The sequence below is a fragment of the Paenibacillus dauci genome (assembly GCF_000971985.1).
GTDB classification, from domain to species: Bacteria; Bacillota; Bacilli; order Paenibacillales; family Paenibacillaceae; genus Saccharibacillus; species Saccharibacillus dauci.
Genome location: NZ_LAQQ01000005.1, coordinates 1 through 17,327, shown reverse-complemented (window position 1 = coordinate 17,327; position 17,327 = coordinate 1). Strand labels below are relative to the sequence as shown.

The 17,327-nt window shown below is 40.8% G+C and carries 4 protein-coding genes; all 4 read left to right on the top strand.

The window, feature by feature from the left end; all coding sequences use genetic code 11:
* Positions 1 to 204 precede the first annotated feature (204 nt).
* A complete protein-coding gene (locus WH46_RS17880) occupies positions 205 to 2,205 on the top strand; it encodes an ATP-dependent DNA helicase (RefSeq protein ID WP_046227797.1) in 2,001 nt (666 codons plus the stop codon).
* Positions 2,206 to 2,525: 320 nt separating this feature from the next.
* Positions 2,526 to 3,833, top strand: a complete 1,308-nt coding sequence (locus WH46_RS17875; protein WP_046227796.1) for an MFS transporter — start codon at positions 2,526 to 2,528, stop codon at positions 3,831 to 3,833.
* Between the two features lie 31 nt (positions 3,834 to 3,864).
* Positions 3,865 to 11,643: a non-ribosomal peptide synthetase gene (locus tag WH46_RS17870; protein WP_046227795.1), complete on the top strand. Its 7,779-nt coding sequence runs from the start codon at positions 3,865 to 3,867 to the stop codon at positions 11,641 to 11,643.
* A gap of 33 nt (positions 11,644 to 11,676) precedes the next feature.
* Positions 11,677 to 17,327 (top strand): non-ribosomal peptide synthetase (locus WH46_RS17865; protein WP_046227794.1); only part of this gene is annotated, 5,651 nt, incomplete at its 3' end.

The following is a 17,327-nucleotide window of genomic DNA, read 5'->3' as shown; positions in this document are numbered from 1 at the left end:
CAGGCTTAACCGGAGGACGCACCCTATCCCTTGCCGAAGTGTTCTCTGCTAAACCCCTCCATTTTCAGCCCTCCCTACCACACGATAAAATTTAATTTGCCCATTCCGCATCTTCACGGATTGCGGTATAATGAAATGATGCAATTCAGCAGATGATAGTAATAGCTAGGATTGTACTTTTAACCGGGTGGGGGAACAATTGGATTGAATACGTATCCTTTTACATTTGATCCGTCCCGTCCATTTATCCAGCAAGCGGGTGAGTGGATCGCGGACGTGTTTTACGATATTTTGCCGGAAGCTGGTCTGGAGCTTCGTGACGAACAGATTTATATGGCTTTTCAACTTGAAAAAGCCTATGCCGAGAAAAAAACCATTTTTGCTGAAGCAGGTGTAGGAACAGGCAAGACGCTGGTCTACCTGTTATATGCGATTGCGTATGCACGTTATACCCGCAAACCGGCGATTATCGCCTGTGCGGATGAGTCTCTTATTGAGCAGCTGGTCAAGCCCGAAGGCGACATTCATAAGCTGGCCCGTTATCTGGATCTGAATGTAGATGCCCGTCTGGGTAAATCGCCGGATCAATACATCTGTCTCAACAAGCTGGATGTAGTCAGAGCGGAACCGTCCGAATCGGATATGTACCGCGATATTTACGCGGATCTGCCGGAATTTGTTCATTATGCGGATACAATGCAGACTTTTCGTCCATACGGTAACCGCAAGGATTATCCGGCACTGGATGATGAGCAGTGGAGCAAGATTGGCTGGGATGTATTCCAGGATTGTCTGGTCTGCCCGCAGCGTCATCGTTGTGGACAGACATTGTCTCGTGACCATTACCGCAAAGCAACCGATATTATCATCTGCTCCCATGACTTCTATATGGAGCACGTATGGACCTACGAAGCGCGCAAGCGTGAAGGACAGCTGCCGCTGCTGCCTGAGCATAGCTCGGTTGTATTTGATGAAGGCCATCTGCTGGAGACAGCTGCGCAAAATGCACTGACCTACAAGCTTAAGCAGGGATTGTTCGAGAGCATTGTGACTCGTCTGCTGGATGGCGAAGTACGTGAGACGCTGGCGGTAGCTGTAGAAGAAGTTATTGTACAAAGCGATATGCTGTTCGAGCAGCTCGCTCGTTATAGCAAGCCGGTTCCGGGATCGGATCGCAAAGATATTCAGTGGAATGACGAACTGTTGGCACAGATTGCCAGGGTCAAGCAGCATATCGATGTGATTGAGGAAGAATTGGTATTTGAGAGTGGACTGTTTACACTGGATGATTACCAGCTCAAGATTGTCGAAGAACATCTGGAAATGATCCAGCTGGCACTCGGACTATGTCGTCAGCAAGATCAGCTCATCTCCTGGGTGACCGGCGAGAATGAAGATCTGACTCTCGTTATTATGCCGAAGCAGGTCAAGGAAGTACTGGGAGAAATGGTATTTGCCCGCAAAATGCCGGTTATTTTCTCATCGGCTACCTTGTCGGTAGATGGTTCGTTCGATTATATTGCGGATAGCCTGGGTATTGAAAAGTATCTGTCCTTTTCGGTGGAATCACCTTATGACTACAAGGAGCAGATGCACGCGGAGCTAATCACGGATTTGTACAGTCAGAATATTGCTGGATCAGTCAGTGATGCAGCAGGCAAGCATGTGTCTGTCAGTACGGCAGGTATACAGGGGGTAAGCGAGCAGGAAATTCGCCAGCAGACCGAGCGTGTACTGAGTCTGGTGGAACAGAGTGGAGGGCGTTCGTTACTGTTGTTCTCCTCTATGCAGGAATTGGCAGCTTTCCGCCGGATGACAGAAGTTATGGGAGTTGCTTTGTCTTACCGGATGCTCTATGAAGGGACAGCCGAGATCAGCCATCTGATCTCCGAATTCCAGCAGGAAGAGACAAGCGTGCTCTGCGCAGTCACGTTATGGGAAGGACTGGATATTCCAGGCCCGTCATTGTCCCATGTCATTATCTGGTCACTACCATTCCCTCCTAATGATCCGGTATTTGCTTCACGCCGTGAGGAGGCGATGGATGCATTCCATGAAGTGGATATGCCTTATATGATGCTGCGTTTGCGTCAAGGAATTGGACGTCTGATTCGTTCTCGCGATGATAATGGACGTGTATCTATCTTTGGCCGGGAACTACTGCAAGAGGATGTACGACAGGCAGTAGAGCATTTGCTTCCATAATAAGATATCCCTCTGCATTGAAAGGGATACGAATAATATTCGTATGAACAGTACAAATAAAAAAGCTCAAATGCATGTTTATGCATTTGAGCTTTTTTGTGTTGAGATAGATAATATTATCTATTTCGACAATTATAGTATTTAAAACATTCCAATTTATCTCAAATATTATATTTAATTATTTATTTTGTTAAAAATAATAAAAAAATATAATATTTACAATTAATTACAAAGGAAATATAATGTATTAAAAAGTGGAAATAAATGAATAATAATAATAATTTATTTAAAATTAATAGCTAAAGCAGGTGAGTTATGCAATGGAAAAGCAAAGTGTAGCCGAATTACCTTTTAGCAGCATAAATGAAAAATCCAGGCAAAGGAGAGAATCGTACAATATTATATTTTATCTTTTGAGCAGATTTGCCTCATTATCAGGAACAAGCATATATAACTTTGCTATCAGTTTTTATGTATTACATATAACAGGTTCAGGCTTGGGATTTGCATTGACCCTTGCATTGGGGACTATACCAGCTATTTTATGCGGACCGATTTCCGGAGTTATTTCTGATCGTGTTGATCGCAAAAAACTGGTTATATACATGGATGTTTTGAGTGGACTAATTATCTTTACGATGTTGGCAGCTTCCATGCTGGATCAGCTGAGTCTAATGTACATATATATTACGACAGTATTATTGGCCATTTGCCACACTTTTTTTGATACTTCTATCGGAGCTTCGATTTCCAATATAGTAAAAGTGGAATCACTCCCCAGGATCAATTCCTGGAATGAAATGGTTACTTCGTTGACTAATATGATTGGTCCCTTTTTAGGCGGTTTTGTTTTTGCACTCATCGATATCCGAATTTTTCTTCTCATTAACGGTATTTCTTTTATACTATCCGCAATTTTGACCAAATTTGTTGACTTTAAGTTTAATCTTCCCCCCACCGAAGAACACCACACACAAAAATCACCAACCAACAATTTTATAGATGAACTGAAAGAGAGTTTTACATATATCAAAACGGAAAAATGGCTCAAAGTACTAGTTGTATTTTTTATGTTTATAAACTTTTTTATGATTTTTGGTATTACCGTGCCGATTCCTTTTATCGTGAATCAGGTATTGCAATTTTCTTCAATTCAGTTTGGTATCATTGAGGCTATGTTTCCTCTAGGTATACTCATAGGAGCTATTTTGTTTTCTGTCGTAGGAACCAAAAAAAATAATTTTAAAAAAATGATTTTTAGCTTTGTTATTTTGGATATAGGTGTGCTTGCTACTGGTATTTTAACTTATCCGGTTATTGAATTGTCAACGTCACAGTATTGTGCGGCCATATCTGTTCTGTTTTTTATTATTTCTGCAGCAGTACCATGCATAATGATTCCTATTAATGTGGTACTTCAAAGTATGGTTCCGGATTATATGAGAGGCAGAATATTTGGTCTGCTTGGTATGCTTTCTACCTTGTTGATTCCTTTAGCGAGTATTTTGTCGGGTATTTTGCTGGATATGATTCCTGCTTTTGCATTGCCTTTTAGCTCAAGTCTACTTTTGCTGATTTCTACTTTACTAATGTACAGGAATAAAGAGCTTCGTAAATTAAATTTCTAAGTTATGAATTATATAATCTGGAGGGATAAAAGTGATATTGGATCAGTTTGAACAAAGGGTGAATAAAATGCCTGACTCACCGGCAATTGTTACAGAGGAAACAAGTTACAGTTATAACGACTTACATTTGATCTCCAATCAAATAGCTGATCGTCTGAGTACTGCACGTACAGACATAGTGAATAGCCAGATGAGAGCAGTACTGCTGTTTGAACACGGTGCCGAAATGATTCTAGCTATGCTGGCCTGTATAAAAGCAGGAGTGACCTATGTTCCTATTGACTCAGCATATCCTTTTTCAAGAGCAGCTTATATAACCGATCATGCAGAACCGCAATACATAATTACAAACAATCAAAATGAAGAAAAGGCATTACAATTATTACAAACCTTACATAATCCTATACCGATTGTAAATGTAAATGAATTACAGAACATTGATGATCATCGTGATTCGTATCCTATTGCTGCGGAAAATGCTGCAGCGTACATATTATATACATCGGGTTCAACCGGAGAGCCAAAAGGTGTTGTTCAGACCTATAAACATATGCTTTTTTATATCAATAATTATATTCATGCCGTCAATATTACATCCGAAGATCGCCTTACCTTATTTTCCTCCTATATCCATGATGCTTCAATCATGGATATATTCGGGGCACTTCTTGCCGGAGCCACATTATATCCAAAAGATATCCGTCATATGACTAATGATAATACTCTAAGCAAATGGTTGCTCAAAAATCAGATTACAGTCTGGCATTCCGTACCTACCCTGTACAGATACTTTATAAAGGAACTTGCCGAAAATATAGCACTGCCACAACTGCGTCTGGTCGTGCTCGGCGGAGAAGCTGTTATTGCCTATGATGCGGAAAGTTTATTTGAGAAAATTCCCAATGCTCAGTTGTACAGTTTGTACGGACAAACAGAATCTTCTTTTAATTCGGGAATCAGCGTATCCGTGAATAATATACAAAATAGCCCGCTGCTTGGTACACCTATTCCGGGGCTTGATCTGATACTACTGAATGAAGCGGAACAAAAAGTTGAACCAGGAGAAACGGGAGAAATCCATGTAAGCAGCAATTATATTTCAACAGGTTACTGGAAAGATCCAACTCGTACCCAAGTGGGATTTAAAAATCATATATTATATGGAAAATTATACGCGACTGGTGATTTGGGCTGCCTGCTTGATAATGGAGACATCCAATTTATGGGACGCAAAGATTTTCAAGTGAAAATCCGCGGATATCGTGTAGAGACGGGAGAAGTAGAAAGTGTACTGCTTCGTTGTCCCAAAATCAGTAAGGCTGTAGTGGTGAGTACTCCTTTGTCCCATAACGAATCGCTGCAGCATCATTTATATGCTGTACTACAGGGGGAAAATATATCTGGAGAAGAAGCAAGGGCATTTCTGGCGCGATATCTTCCGGAATATATGCTGCCTTCCCGTTGGCTTGTTACAGAACAAATACCTACAACAGCAACAGGTAAAACGGATCGTAAAAAAATTCTGGAGCTATTCGCAGATTATCATGCATCTCCTTCTAATGAGGTAGCAACTACCCAGGAAGAACAATTGCTGTCCACGATCTGGTGCAATATTTTTAAAGTCGAGCAGGTTCGTATACAGGATGATTTTTATTATCTGGGTGGGGATTCATTAAGCGGACTGCGTATGGCATCTGAGATTTACAAAACATTTAATGTGAAAATAAAGCTAGCAGATATTTTCGCCAACCATACCATTCAGAAAATGGCTGATTTTATCTGTAGTTCAAATATGAACGGAATAGTAAAGCGCGAAAATGCAATTACTGTATTTGAAAGGAATGAGAATAACGATTATCCAGTATCATCCATGCAAAAAAAACTAATCGCACTTCAACTTAATCATCCGAATTCGGTTGTCTATAACGAATCCAAAGCTTATCGGATAACAGATGGCAGAATGGAACCGGACAGACTGGCCGAAGTTGTAAAAAAGCTTGTCAATCGTCATGAATCATTACGAACCAGTTTTGTTATCAATGATACGGAATTCAGACAGCAAATAAATCCTTTTGTCGCCAATGCCGATTCTGTTTTCACCTATATACCGTATATCGCTAATGATGATCCATCAGCAGAAGCGACAGCTATCCGAATAAAATCTTTGATTACACCGTTTGATCTTCGGAAAGCTCCATTGATCAGAGTAATTCTTTTGGAAGAAAACGATCATCAAATCCTAATAATAGACATACATCATATTGTTGCAGATGGATTATCATTATCCATTTTGATTCGAGATCTATTGGCTATTTATGAAGAGCGGGAATCCGGGGCACTCTCTTTATCTTATCTGGATTATGTATTATGGAATGAAAAAAATGAGGATAAAGAAAGGAAAAAAGAGCTGGAAGCTTTTTGGAATAAGGAACTTGGTCCTTCCATTCCAAGATTGAATCTTCCGATAGATGAAAGTCGGCGTACAGCGGCATCTTTTGCTGAAGGAGGGAAATACTTTTTTGATTTAGATTACTCACTTAGTGAAAATATTGCTTGTTTTGTTAAAGAAAAAGCAAGCACAGATTATGCCTTTTTATTATCTGTTTTTTCTGTTGTTCTTTCAAAATATTCGGGTCAGCAGGATTTTGTAATAGGTACACCAGTACTGGGAAGAGGTCATTCTGATCTTGAAAACAGTGTAGGCATGTTTGTAAACAGCATCGCACTGCGAGTAAAACCTGATGATAACTTTGGGTTCAGAGAATTTATGGATCATACCAAAAATCGGACGATAGAAGCTTTGGAATATCAGGATTATGATTTTGGTGAAATGGCTCATCGCCTTGACATGCAAACAGAGTATAGGAATCATCCATTGTTTGATGTGTTTTTTTCGGTACAAAATTTTAATACAGATATATGGTCAGGACAAAACTTCGTAATGAAAGAACTGCCAATAGATAACGGCACTTCCAAATTTGATTTAACATTCATTATCGGTCGGTATGAATCGGAATTAAGAGGGTTTATTGAATACAACAAAGAGCTATATTCAGAAGAATTTATAAAATCATTGATGGAACACTTTATCCAGGTATTAAGAATAGTACTGGATGAAGTCAACATTCCTATTGCTCAAATTTGCCTTTTAAACGAGCAGGAAAAAAACCGGATTTTACATGCATTTAATAATACCCAAAAATGGTATCCACAAAACAGTACAATTTCAGAACTGTTTGAAAAAGCTGTAAAAGATAGCGAAACTTTGCCGGCTTTGATCGCAGGATCATCACATTGCAGCTACGGGGAATTGAATGAAAAATCCAATCAGATTGCTTGGTCTCTGCGCAAGAAAGGAATAGGGCAGGGAGATATTGTTCCAATTATTTGTGATACGGATATAAATTCCATTATTTCTATGGTTGGAGTATTAAAAGCGGGAGCAGCATATCTGCCGATAGATAAACATTACCCCGTATCCCGGATTCAATACGTTATTGAGGACAGCAGAGCAGCGCTTGTCATTGGAGACCAAATATGGGCATTAGGAGTTGGATTGAACATAAAGTCTGTTGAAATTATGGATATAACGGCACCTGAAGTCAGTCTGGCCAGTATAAAAAATATGGAATCCAGCCATACTTCGGGCGATACGGCATATGTAATCTATACTTCTGGAACAACAGGTAATCCCAAAGGGGTATGCATCAGCCATCGCTCCCTGGCCAAAATGGTTATAAATAATAATTTTATAAAAATTTCTTCCGGTCATTCATTAATGCAGGCAGGGTCTTTATCATTTGATGCTTCTGTGCAGCAAATATGGCTGGCTCTTTTGCACACGGTACCTTTGCATCTGATTTCCAAACAAACCTTGCTGGATACGGATGAGTTGGCTGCTTATATGCGGCGGCAGCAAATCACTCACCTGGTCTTGCCTACTACTTTTTTTAATCAGTTCAGCCAGGCACAGCCAGAAGCATTTGAAAAAGTAAAATGTATAATTGCCGGAGGTGATGTGATTTCCAGCCGGCAGGTCAATCATCTTCTAGAAAAATTTCCAAAACTAGAAATTATTAATGGATACGGTCCTACGGAAAATACAGTTATATCCACATCGTTTCATATGAAGGGAAGCTGGGATGAACAGCAAAGTATACCGATCGGCAAGCCGGTTAGTAATTCCACCGCCTATGTTATGGATCATAATCATCAACTGCTTCCGATCGGAATCCCTGGTGAGCTTCTTCTGGGAGGAGACGGTTTGGCTTCAGGTTACTGGAATAAACCTGAATTGACTGCTGAGAAATTTATCGCGCATCCCTATATGGATGGTGAACGATTATATAAAACAGGAGATATGGTTCGCTGGCTGCCGGATGGAAACCTTGAGTTTCTTGGTCGAATTGACCGTCAGGTGAAAATTCGCGGATACAGAGTGGAAATTGCCGAAATTGAGAAAAGGTTGGGCAATCTTAAAGGAGTTAAAGAAGCGGTAGTTGTCGCTGTACCGGATGCATCAGGGGATAATGCACTTTACGGATATATAGTAGAGCATAATGACAGTCAGTTGAGTATATCAGATCTACGTACAAAGCTGGAACAGGAACTTCCCGAATATATGATCCCGACCCATATGCAGCTTCTTGACAGGCTGCCCTTGACGCCGAATGGGAAAATTGATACCAGGGCGCTTCCGAAGCCCGAATTTCATTCGATTGCAAAAGATTATGTTTCTCCGGAAACGAATACAGAACGGACAATTGCAGACGTATGGCAAGAAATTTTGGGTAGGGACAAAATTGGTGTGACAGACAGCTTTTTCAATACAGGTGGAGACTCTATCAAAGCTATTCAAATCGTCTCAAGATTGCGTCAGCATCATATTAAAATATCGGTAAAAGATATCATGCAGCAGAAAACGATTAAAAAAATTGCCCTGCAGGCATCGATTCAAAAATCCAATATCTCTCAAGCAGCGGTGGAAGGCAGCATTTGTTGGACTCCTGTATTAAAGGAATTTATAAACAATAACAGCCAGGCTGCTTTTAAACAGTTTAATCAATCTTATATGTTTCATTCTGCCCATAACCTGGATAAAGTGGCTGTTGAACAGGCACTTAAAGCACTTGTTATTCATCATGATGCACTACGGTTGGCGATCCTGCCGCAACACGATCTGACAGATGGACTGAATGCCAGCTCCACTCTTCGATTATATAATCGCAGTGTATCGGTAAAAGAGCATGTATTGTTCAAAGTGGATTACTTTGACTTAAGCAATACCGTCCATATTGAACAGGAAATAATAAAAGAAGCGGACAAACTGCAAGCGGATACCGATCCTTATAACGGGGCTATGTTGCGAGCTGGTATTTTCAGAACCAATGCCGGCGATTATTTGCTGCTCATTATTCATCATGTAGCAGTAGATGGGGTATCCTGGAGAATTCTACTGGAAGATTTCAAGGTATCTTATCGGAATGCACAGTTAGGAAAAGAAGAGGATTTGCCTGCGAGAACAGCTTCTTTTCAAAATTGGGCGGCTTATCTAAATCAGTATGCACAAAGCGCAAAACTGCATACTGAGACTAGATATTGGAAATCGGTTGTTAAACAGATCAAAGAAATTCAGCAGCCAAAAACTACTACAAGGCAAAAAGATTTGGCCTCCCTGATCATGACTTTGGACGAGCAGACTACACTTTCCCTGCTGACCGATTCTCATAAGCCGTATGGAACCGAAGTCAATGATCTTTTGCTGGCAGCTCTCGGTCGGGCTTATCACATGTGGACAGGCCAGGACAAAATGTCTTTAATACTGGAAGGTCATGGACGAGAAGAACTCGGATGGAATGAAATACAACCATTGGAGATCAATCGTACAGTAGGCTGGTTTACCAGCGTTTATCCAGTAGTTTTGAACATAGGGGACAAAGAGCCGGCTATGATTATCAAACAAACAAAAGAAACATTGCGCCGTATTCCGAATAAAGGAATTGGCTATGGTATTATTCGATATTTAACGGATTATGCCAATCAGAAAGAGTATGAAGTCAATGTACCAATCAGCTTCAATTACATGGGGCAATTTGATCAGGAAGACCAGGAGAATTGGCTGAGTCATTGTGATTTTGCAAAAGGAACCGAGTTTCATCCTGAAATGACGTTCGGTCAAAATATCCAAATAAATGGAAAAGTTCAGCAGGGACGACTAAAACTGATGCTGGAATACAATCGCAATATATACACCGATGAAATCATTGCGGAATTTTGTACAATGCTTAAGCAGTCTTTTGAACAAATCGTTTATTGTACGACACATACCGATATTGTGGAACGTACGCCTTCCGATTATGGGATCAACGAATACAGTATAGAAGAACATGCAGAAATTATGCGTGAAGTAGTTGCACTGCACGGGGAATCTACGGAAGTTGAATCGATCCACTTTTTGACACCGATGCAGGAAGGGATTTTTTATACGTACCTGAAGAACAATGCAACTACAGCCTATGTTATTCAGACACCGATACAATTGAGCGGAACAATCAACCATTCGCTCCTGGAAAAATCGTTTTCGATATTGCTTGATAGACATGCCGTACTCAGAACGATGTTCTTGGATCACTGGAAGCATTCCTGTCAGATTGTTTTAAAAAGACCTGCTGCAACGATATCATTTGCCTGCTTTATGGATTGCTTGGATCAAGAGGAGAAGCTGACCAGCTACAAACAAAAATGTATTGAAAAAGGGTTTGAATTACGAACAGATCTGCTTATGAATCTTCACCTTATACGACTTCAGGAAACAAAGTATATCCTGTTGATTAATGTGCATCATATTATTATGGACGGTTGGTCAATAGCATTAATAATGAATGAGTTATTGTCCATTTATGACAAACTCAGCAATGATCAGGCAGTATATTTATCGGAGGTGCCTGACTATCGGGAGTATCTGGGTTGGCTGCATCGACAAGATACATCAGCCGGCATCGCATATTGGGAATCGTATCTGCAAGGATACCATACTCCTGCCCGGCTGCTGCCTGATTTGGATAGTGAAGAGGATTATGAAGATGGTTTGTGGAGCCAGTCACTTGGCGAAGAATTAAGCCGGAAAATTCAGCAGCTGGCCTGGGACCATGAGATAACAGTCAATACAGTATGTCAGACGGTATGGGCTATCCTGCTACAAAAATACAATAAAAGTAGCGATGTAGTGTTCGGTACCGTTATATCAGGAAGACCGGCAGAAGTAAGCGGAATCGAATCCATGATTGGAATGATGATCAATGCTGTTCCAATAAGAATAGTGTGTCAAGAAAGCTCCACGCTTGACGAAATGCTGAAAAGTGTTCAACAGCAGGCCAATATGTCACAAACCTATAACTATGTAAGTTTGGCCGAAATACAGAAAAACAGTGTTTTGAAACAGGATCTTATTCATCATCTTACTGTATTTGAAAATTATCCTGATGCTACGAATGATAAGCAGTTTAGCCAATTTCATTTTCAACGCGAAACCTCAAGAGAACAGACCGGTTATGATCTCGGCATCGCATTCAGCATGAATGAACAACTTGTACTGGATATCATGTATAACAAAAACAAATACTCCTATCTTTATATTCAAAAAATAGCCACCCATTTGGAAATGATATTTAAGCAGTTTGCACAAGATACCAGCCTACCTGCAAAAGAGATTAGTCTTCTTGATGAAATGGAGAAAAAACAGCTTCAGCAAGAGATGGATGCCGGGAAAAAATTGCTGGAGCAAAATGAAAGCTTTGAATTCAATTTCTAGTATGCATTCTATAAAAGGTAAGGGGAGGCTTTTATGAATTATAATCCGCATGATATAAACTGGTCGGAACAATCGGTCCAATCAAAGCAATTTTGGGAGAATCAGCTTGCCCAGGAGCAAGGGGAACGAATTTTTTTCGATCTCCATCCGCATTCCGAACAGTATGCAAGTAAAACGATGGAACTGAATATCTCTGCCGAATTAACCCATGAAATTAACCGGATCAGCGGCGATAAAGAGTTGTTTGCCTATATTATTTTTTTAACAATACTGCAAATTCAGATGTATCGCTATACAGGCAAAGCAGTCAGCGTAAATGTGCCTGTATTTCAGGATGGTATTTCCGAAGAACGGTCAACAATCAATCGTATTCTTCCTTTGAACATACATTTGAATGATCAGTTATCCGTCAAACAGACAATTGGCTTATGCAGACAGGAAGTAATGGCTGTACTGAAACATCAGTATTATCCGCTCAATGAACTCAATCCGTCGTCTTATCAATTTGTAATAGGAATGGCGAATCTTCATACGGATCTTGAGAGTGCATCATGTACAAATGAACAAATACAGATATGGATAGAAAAGCAGCATGAAGGGTTTTGTTTCAGAATCACTTACAATCATAACTATTATAAAGAGGAAGGGATACAGGCATTCTGGTCACGCTACCTTTATGTTCTGGAAAATAGTATCGCAAATACAGATCAGCAAATTGATCATGTCGCATTATTATCTTCGCAGGAGACAGCCAATATAATGCAGTGGTCTGCAGGAGAAAAAAGTATATATCCCAAATACTCCACTATCGCTGAATTGTTTGAAAATATTGTACAAAGCGTACGTACAGAAACCGCTATTTTTGCTGGAAAAGAAATATGCCACTATGAAGCATTGAATCGACAGGCCAATATACTCGCTCATTTTTTGCGGAGCTGCGGAGTAGGAAATGGAGATATTATTCCTGTAATTTGTGATAAAAACACAGACACTATTGCCTCTATGCTCGCAGTTATAAAATCCGGAGCAGCCTATCTTCCTATCGACAAAGATTATCCGGAAGCTCGTATACAATATTTGATCGAGAACAGCCAAGCAAAGCGTATTATAGATGCAGCCGGGGTGAGTGACCGTTTTGGAGACTGGAAACACACACTGGACATGCTCTGTCCGAACGATCAAAAGCTGGATGTTACTCAAATACAAAACCCGGAAATAATCAACTCGCCGGAAGATACAGCCTATCTCATTTATACATCAGGAACGACGGGCAAGCCGAAGGGGGTATGCATTACCCATCGATCACTTGCAAAAATGGTTTTAAATAATGGCTATATGAAAATCCAAGCAGGCGATCAAATGCTGCAGGCCGGATCACTATCATTTGACGCTTCCGTACAGCAAATCTGGCTGGCGCTGCTTCATGGTATTCCTCTACATATGGTTGCCAAAAATGTACTGCTTGATTCGGAACAATTAGGTGTTTACATAAACAGGCAGCAGATTACCCATCTTATCCTGCCTACTTCCTTATTTAATCAAATGGATAGTTCGGCATTTCAATGTGTGAAGTATCTGATTGCCGGAGGAGAAGTCATTTCCAGCAAACAAGTTCATCGCTGTTTGGAGGCTTACCCTGAATTACATATCATCAACGGTTATGGACCAACAGAAAACACCGTTATTTCTACGGCCTTTCCAATGACAAATCGCTGGGACGAAAAGGAAGCTATTCCGATTGGAAAACCTGTCAGCAATTCATCTGCTTATATTATGGATAAAAACATGCAGCTTCTGCCTGCAGGAGTACCGGGAGAGCTGGTTGTCGGCGGGGATGGTGTTGCCCGTGGATATTGGAACCATGAACAACTGACCGCAGACAAATTCAAAAACAACCAATATATACCCGGAGAACGTTTGTACCGGACGGGTGACCTGGCTCGTTGGCGTGCTGACGGAAACCTTGAATTTCTGGGTAGAATCGATGAACAGGTCAAAATCAGAGGCTACCGGGTAGAATTGGGCGAAATCGAACAGACGCTGACTGCTTACAGACAGGTAAAAGAAGCAGTGGTTATAGCCCAAAAAGGCCAATCTGCTGTTACACAGCTGTATGCCTATATAATCGGATTTACAGAGGATTCGATAGATCTGAATGCAGTCAACGCTTATCTGAGAAACGAGCTGCCGGAATATATGATTCCTTCAGCATTGATGCAGCTGGAAAATATACCATTGACACCAAACGGCAAAACAGATCGGAAAGCACTCCCGGAACCTGATCTGTCTGCAAAAACATCGGTCTATTGTGCACCCAAAAATGAATTGGAGCAGATGCTCGTTACTGTATGGGAAGAAGTGCTCGGTATTGAGCCTGTCGGTATATATGATTCGTTTTTGGATATTGGCGGCGATTCGATCCGGTCTATCCAGATTGCTTCGAGACTTCGTTCGCGTCAAATCCATGTGGGTGTCCAGGAAATTATGCAGTATAAAACGATTGCGGAAATAGCTCTTCACGTAAAAGAAGCGCATATCAGTCTGCCTCAAAATGAAGTGGAAGGAATAGTCGAGAAAACTCCCATTATCCGATATTTTCTGGAATTTACCCAGCCCAGTGCATTTCGGCATTTCAACCAATCAGTCATGTTATATCATCCAAACCATTTTGAAGATCGTATTGTTAAAAGTGTGATGGAGAGTCTTATAAAACACCATGATGGATTACGAATGATACTGGTCAATAGCGGTGATGAACAATCTTTACCTGTATTTGATACAGAGGTACAGCTGGAAATTCGTGCTTTTAACGATTCGGCTTTATTTTACAATTTCCAGTCATTTGATTGGGTTACCCAAATCGATGCCGAACAGCAGATTACCCAAAAAGCAGAGAAAATGCAGCTCGCGATGAATATTAGTAAAGGGCCGCTGATCCAGGTTGGCGTATTTCATACAGCAGCTGGAGATCACCTGTTAATTTCCATGCATCATTTGATAGTTGACAGTGTTTCCTGGCAGATTTTTCTGGAAGATTTTTATGCTGCCTACAAAGCAGCGACAAAGAAAGAGCAGTACATTTTTCCGGAAAAGACTACCTCTTTTCAAAATTGGGCTGCTTCCCAAAAAGAATATGCCAGAAATCATCAATTGCTAAAAGAGCTGGATTATTGGCAAAAAGTTGTAGAAAAGCAAACGACCATAAAACCAATAAAAAACCACACGCTATTGAAAAATATGATTAGCCAAACTATCACGCTAAATGATGAAGCAACAGAGAAATTGCTCAAAAAAGCCAATCGCGCCTATGGAACAACGATTAACGACCTGCTTCTGGCTGCGCTTGGCTACGCTGTTCAGCAATTTAACGGTCAGGAGCATGTTTCGCTCATGCTGGAAGGACATGGACGCGAACCTTTAAAAGGAGAAACGGGAAAAGGAATAGACATTACCCGAACGATAGGATGGTTTACAAGTATTTATCCGGTGAATTTGCAAATAACCGATTCTGATCTGGGTATGCTTGTTAAGCGAACAAAAGAAGTTTTGCACCGTGTTCCGAATAAAGGGATTGGCTACGGCATATTAAAACATCTTGCCGAGCTGGATCTGACGAACAATAATCTTTTATCAACCGGAACGGATATCAGCTTTAATTATCTAGGCCAACTGGATAACAGCTACCGAAATGATCAGGAAATGATAATGTCACCTTTGGGGACAGGGGTACAGGCCAGCCCCGATCTTCATGTACGGGAGAACCTTCAGATCAATGGATTTGTGAAAGATCAAAAGCTGCAGATGATTATGGAGTTCAATGAAGAACAATGGACTGAAGCGGACAGGAATCAGCTTGCTTCTTTGTATGAGTACGCACTGTATCGTGTGATTGATCACTGTACAGCGATACAGTATACCGAAAAAACTCCTGTTGATTATGGAATCCATGATTTATCACTCGAAGAAGTAATGGAATTCAAAAAATATATTATCGAGCAGGTAAGTACAGAAGCCACTATTGAGCATATTAATCGTCTGACACCGATGCAGCAGGGAATGTTTTTTACGCTATCCGAACAGAAGGATACACAGGCTTATATTGTGCAGGGAGAATACAGCTTAAAAGGCCGTGTACAACCGTTTATTTTTCAAAAAGCTTTGGATATATTGTGTCAGCAGCATCAAGTATTAAACAGCATTTTCGTGGAACATGAAAAACATCCGGTTCAGATTGTATTATCCAACTGGAAAAAAGAAGTAAGCGTAATTGATATCCAGGATATGGCTTATCCAGAGGAAGCTTGTATAGCCTATAAACAGTCACTGCTTCAACAAGGATTTGATATACAAAAAGATCCTTTGTTTCATCTTTCACTTGTGCAGACACAGCCGGAAGAATTCCGCTTGATTATTACCTGTCATCATCTTATTTTGGATGGCTGGTCACATGGACGGATGTTAAAAGATCTGCTGGATATATACAGAAGGGTAGAGAAAGGAAGCATCAACACGGTTATCCCGGAATATGATTTTGCTTCTTATATAGAATGGTTGGAAGATCAGGAAGAAGATCAAGCTTTAATCTACTGGCAAAATCAGTTGGAGGATTACAGCCAGGATATTATTCTTCCGATCGATAAAAATACAACTACCGAATATGCGGAAGGCATACACGAAGTCATACTTCTGGCTGATCAGAGTGATTATTTGAAACGTGCAGCTCAAAACAATGCCATTACGTTGAATACGCTTTGTCAAACAGCATGGGGAATACTGCTGCAGCGATATTCCAATACTAATGATGTTATCTTTGGGGCAGTTGTATCAGGCAGACCTCCGGAAATGGATAATATCGAACAGATGATGGGCATGTTTATCAATACATTGCCGATTCGAATTACTTCCCGATCCGAACAGACAGTAATTGAACTTTTGCAGGAAGTGCAAATCAATAATCAAAACAAATCTCCATATGAATACGTATCCCTGGCTAAAATTCAAAATACTACATCATTAAAATATCACAGGTTGAATACGTTAATGGTACTGGAAAATTATCCGGACATTTCTTACGAAAATCAGGATGAATTGAATTTTACGATAGAACGAATTCATGGAAGAGAACAAACCGCTTATGATCTGAATATTATTTTCACTTCGAAAAATGACTGGAAATTTACTCTCATGTATAATCGCAATTTGTTTACGGAGGAGATCATCCGGCAGCTAGGAGACCATCTTCAATATATACTGCAATTGCTTGTTGAATATCCTAACAGGCAAACTGAACAAATTACATTGATGGATACCGAAACCTGTCTTGAACTTATTCATAAATTCAATCCGGTACATACGACTCCTTCGATTGAACGTACACTGGCTGAGGTGCTGGAGGAGGAGGCCGGGCGTCGCAGTTATCAGCCTGCGGTCATCTCCGGTGGAAAGCAGCTGACCTATGGAGAGCTGAATCGCCGAGCCAATCAGCTGGCTCACTGCTTGCGCCAGCAGGGAGTGCAGCCGGATGAACCGGTCCCTGTACTGTGCAGCAAGTCGATCGATACGATCGTCGCCATGGTCGGCATTATCAAAGCAGGGGGCGCTTATGTCCCGATCGATGAAAGTTATCCAGCGGCCCGGATCAGCTATCTGCTTACAGACAGCCAGGCCCGGTGGATCGTCGGCTC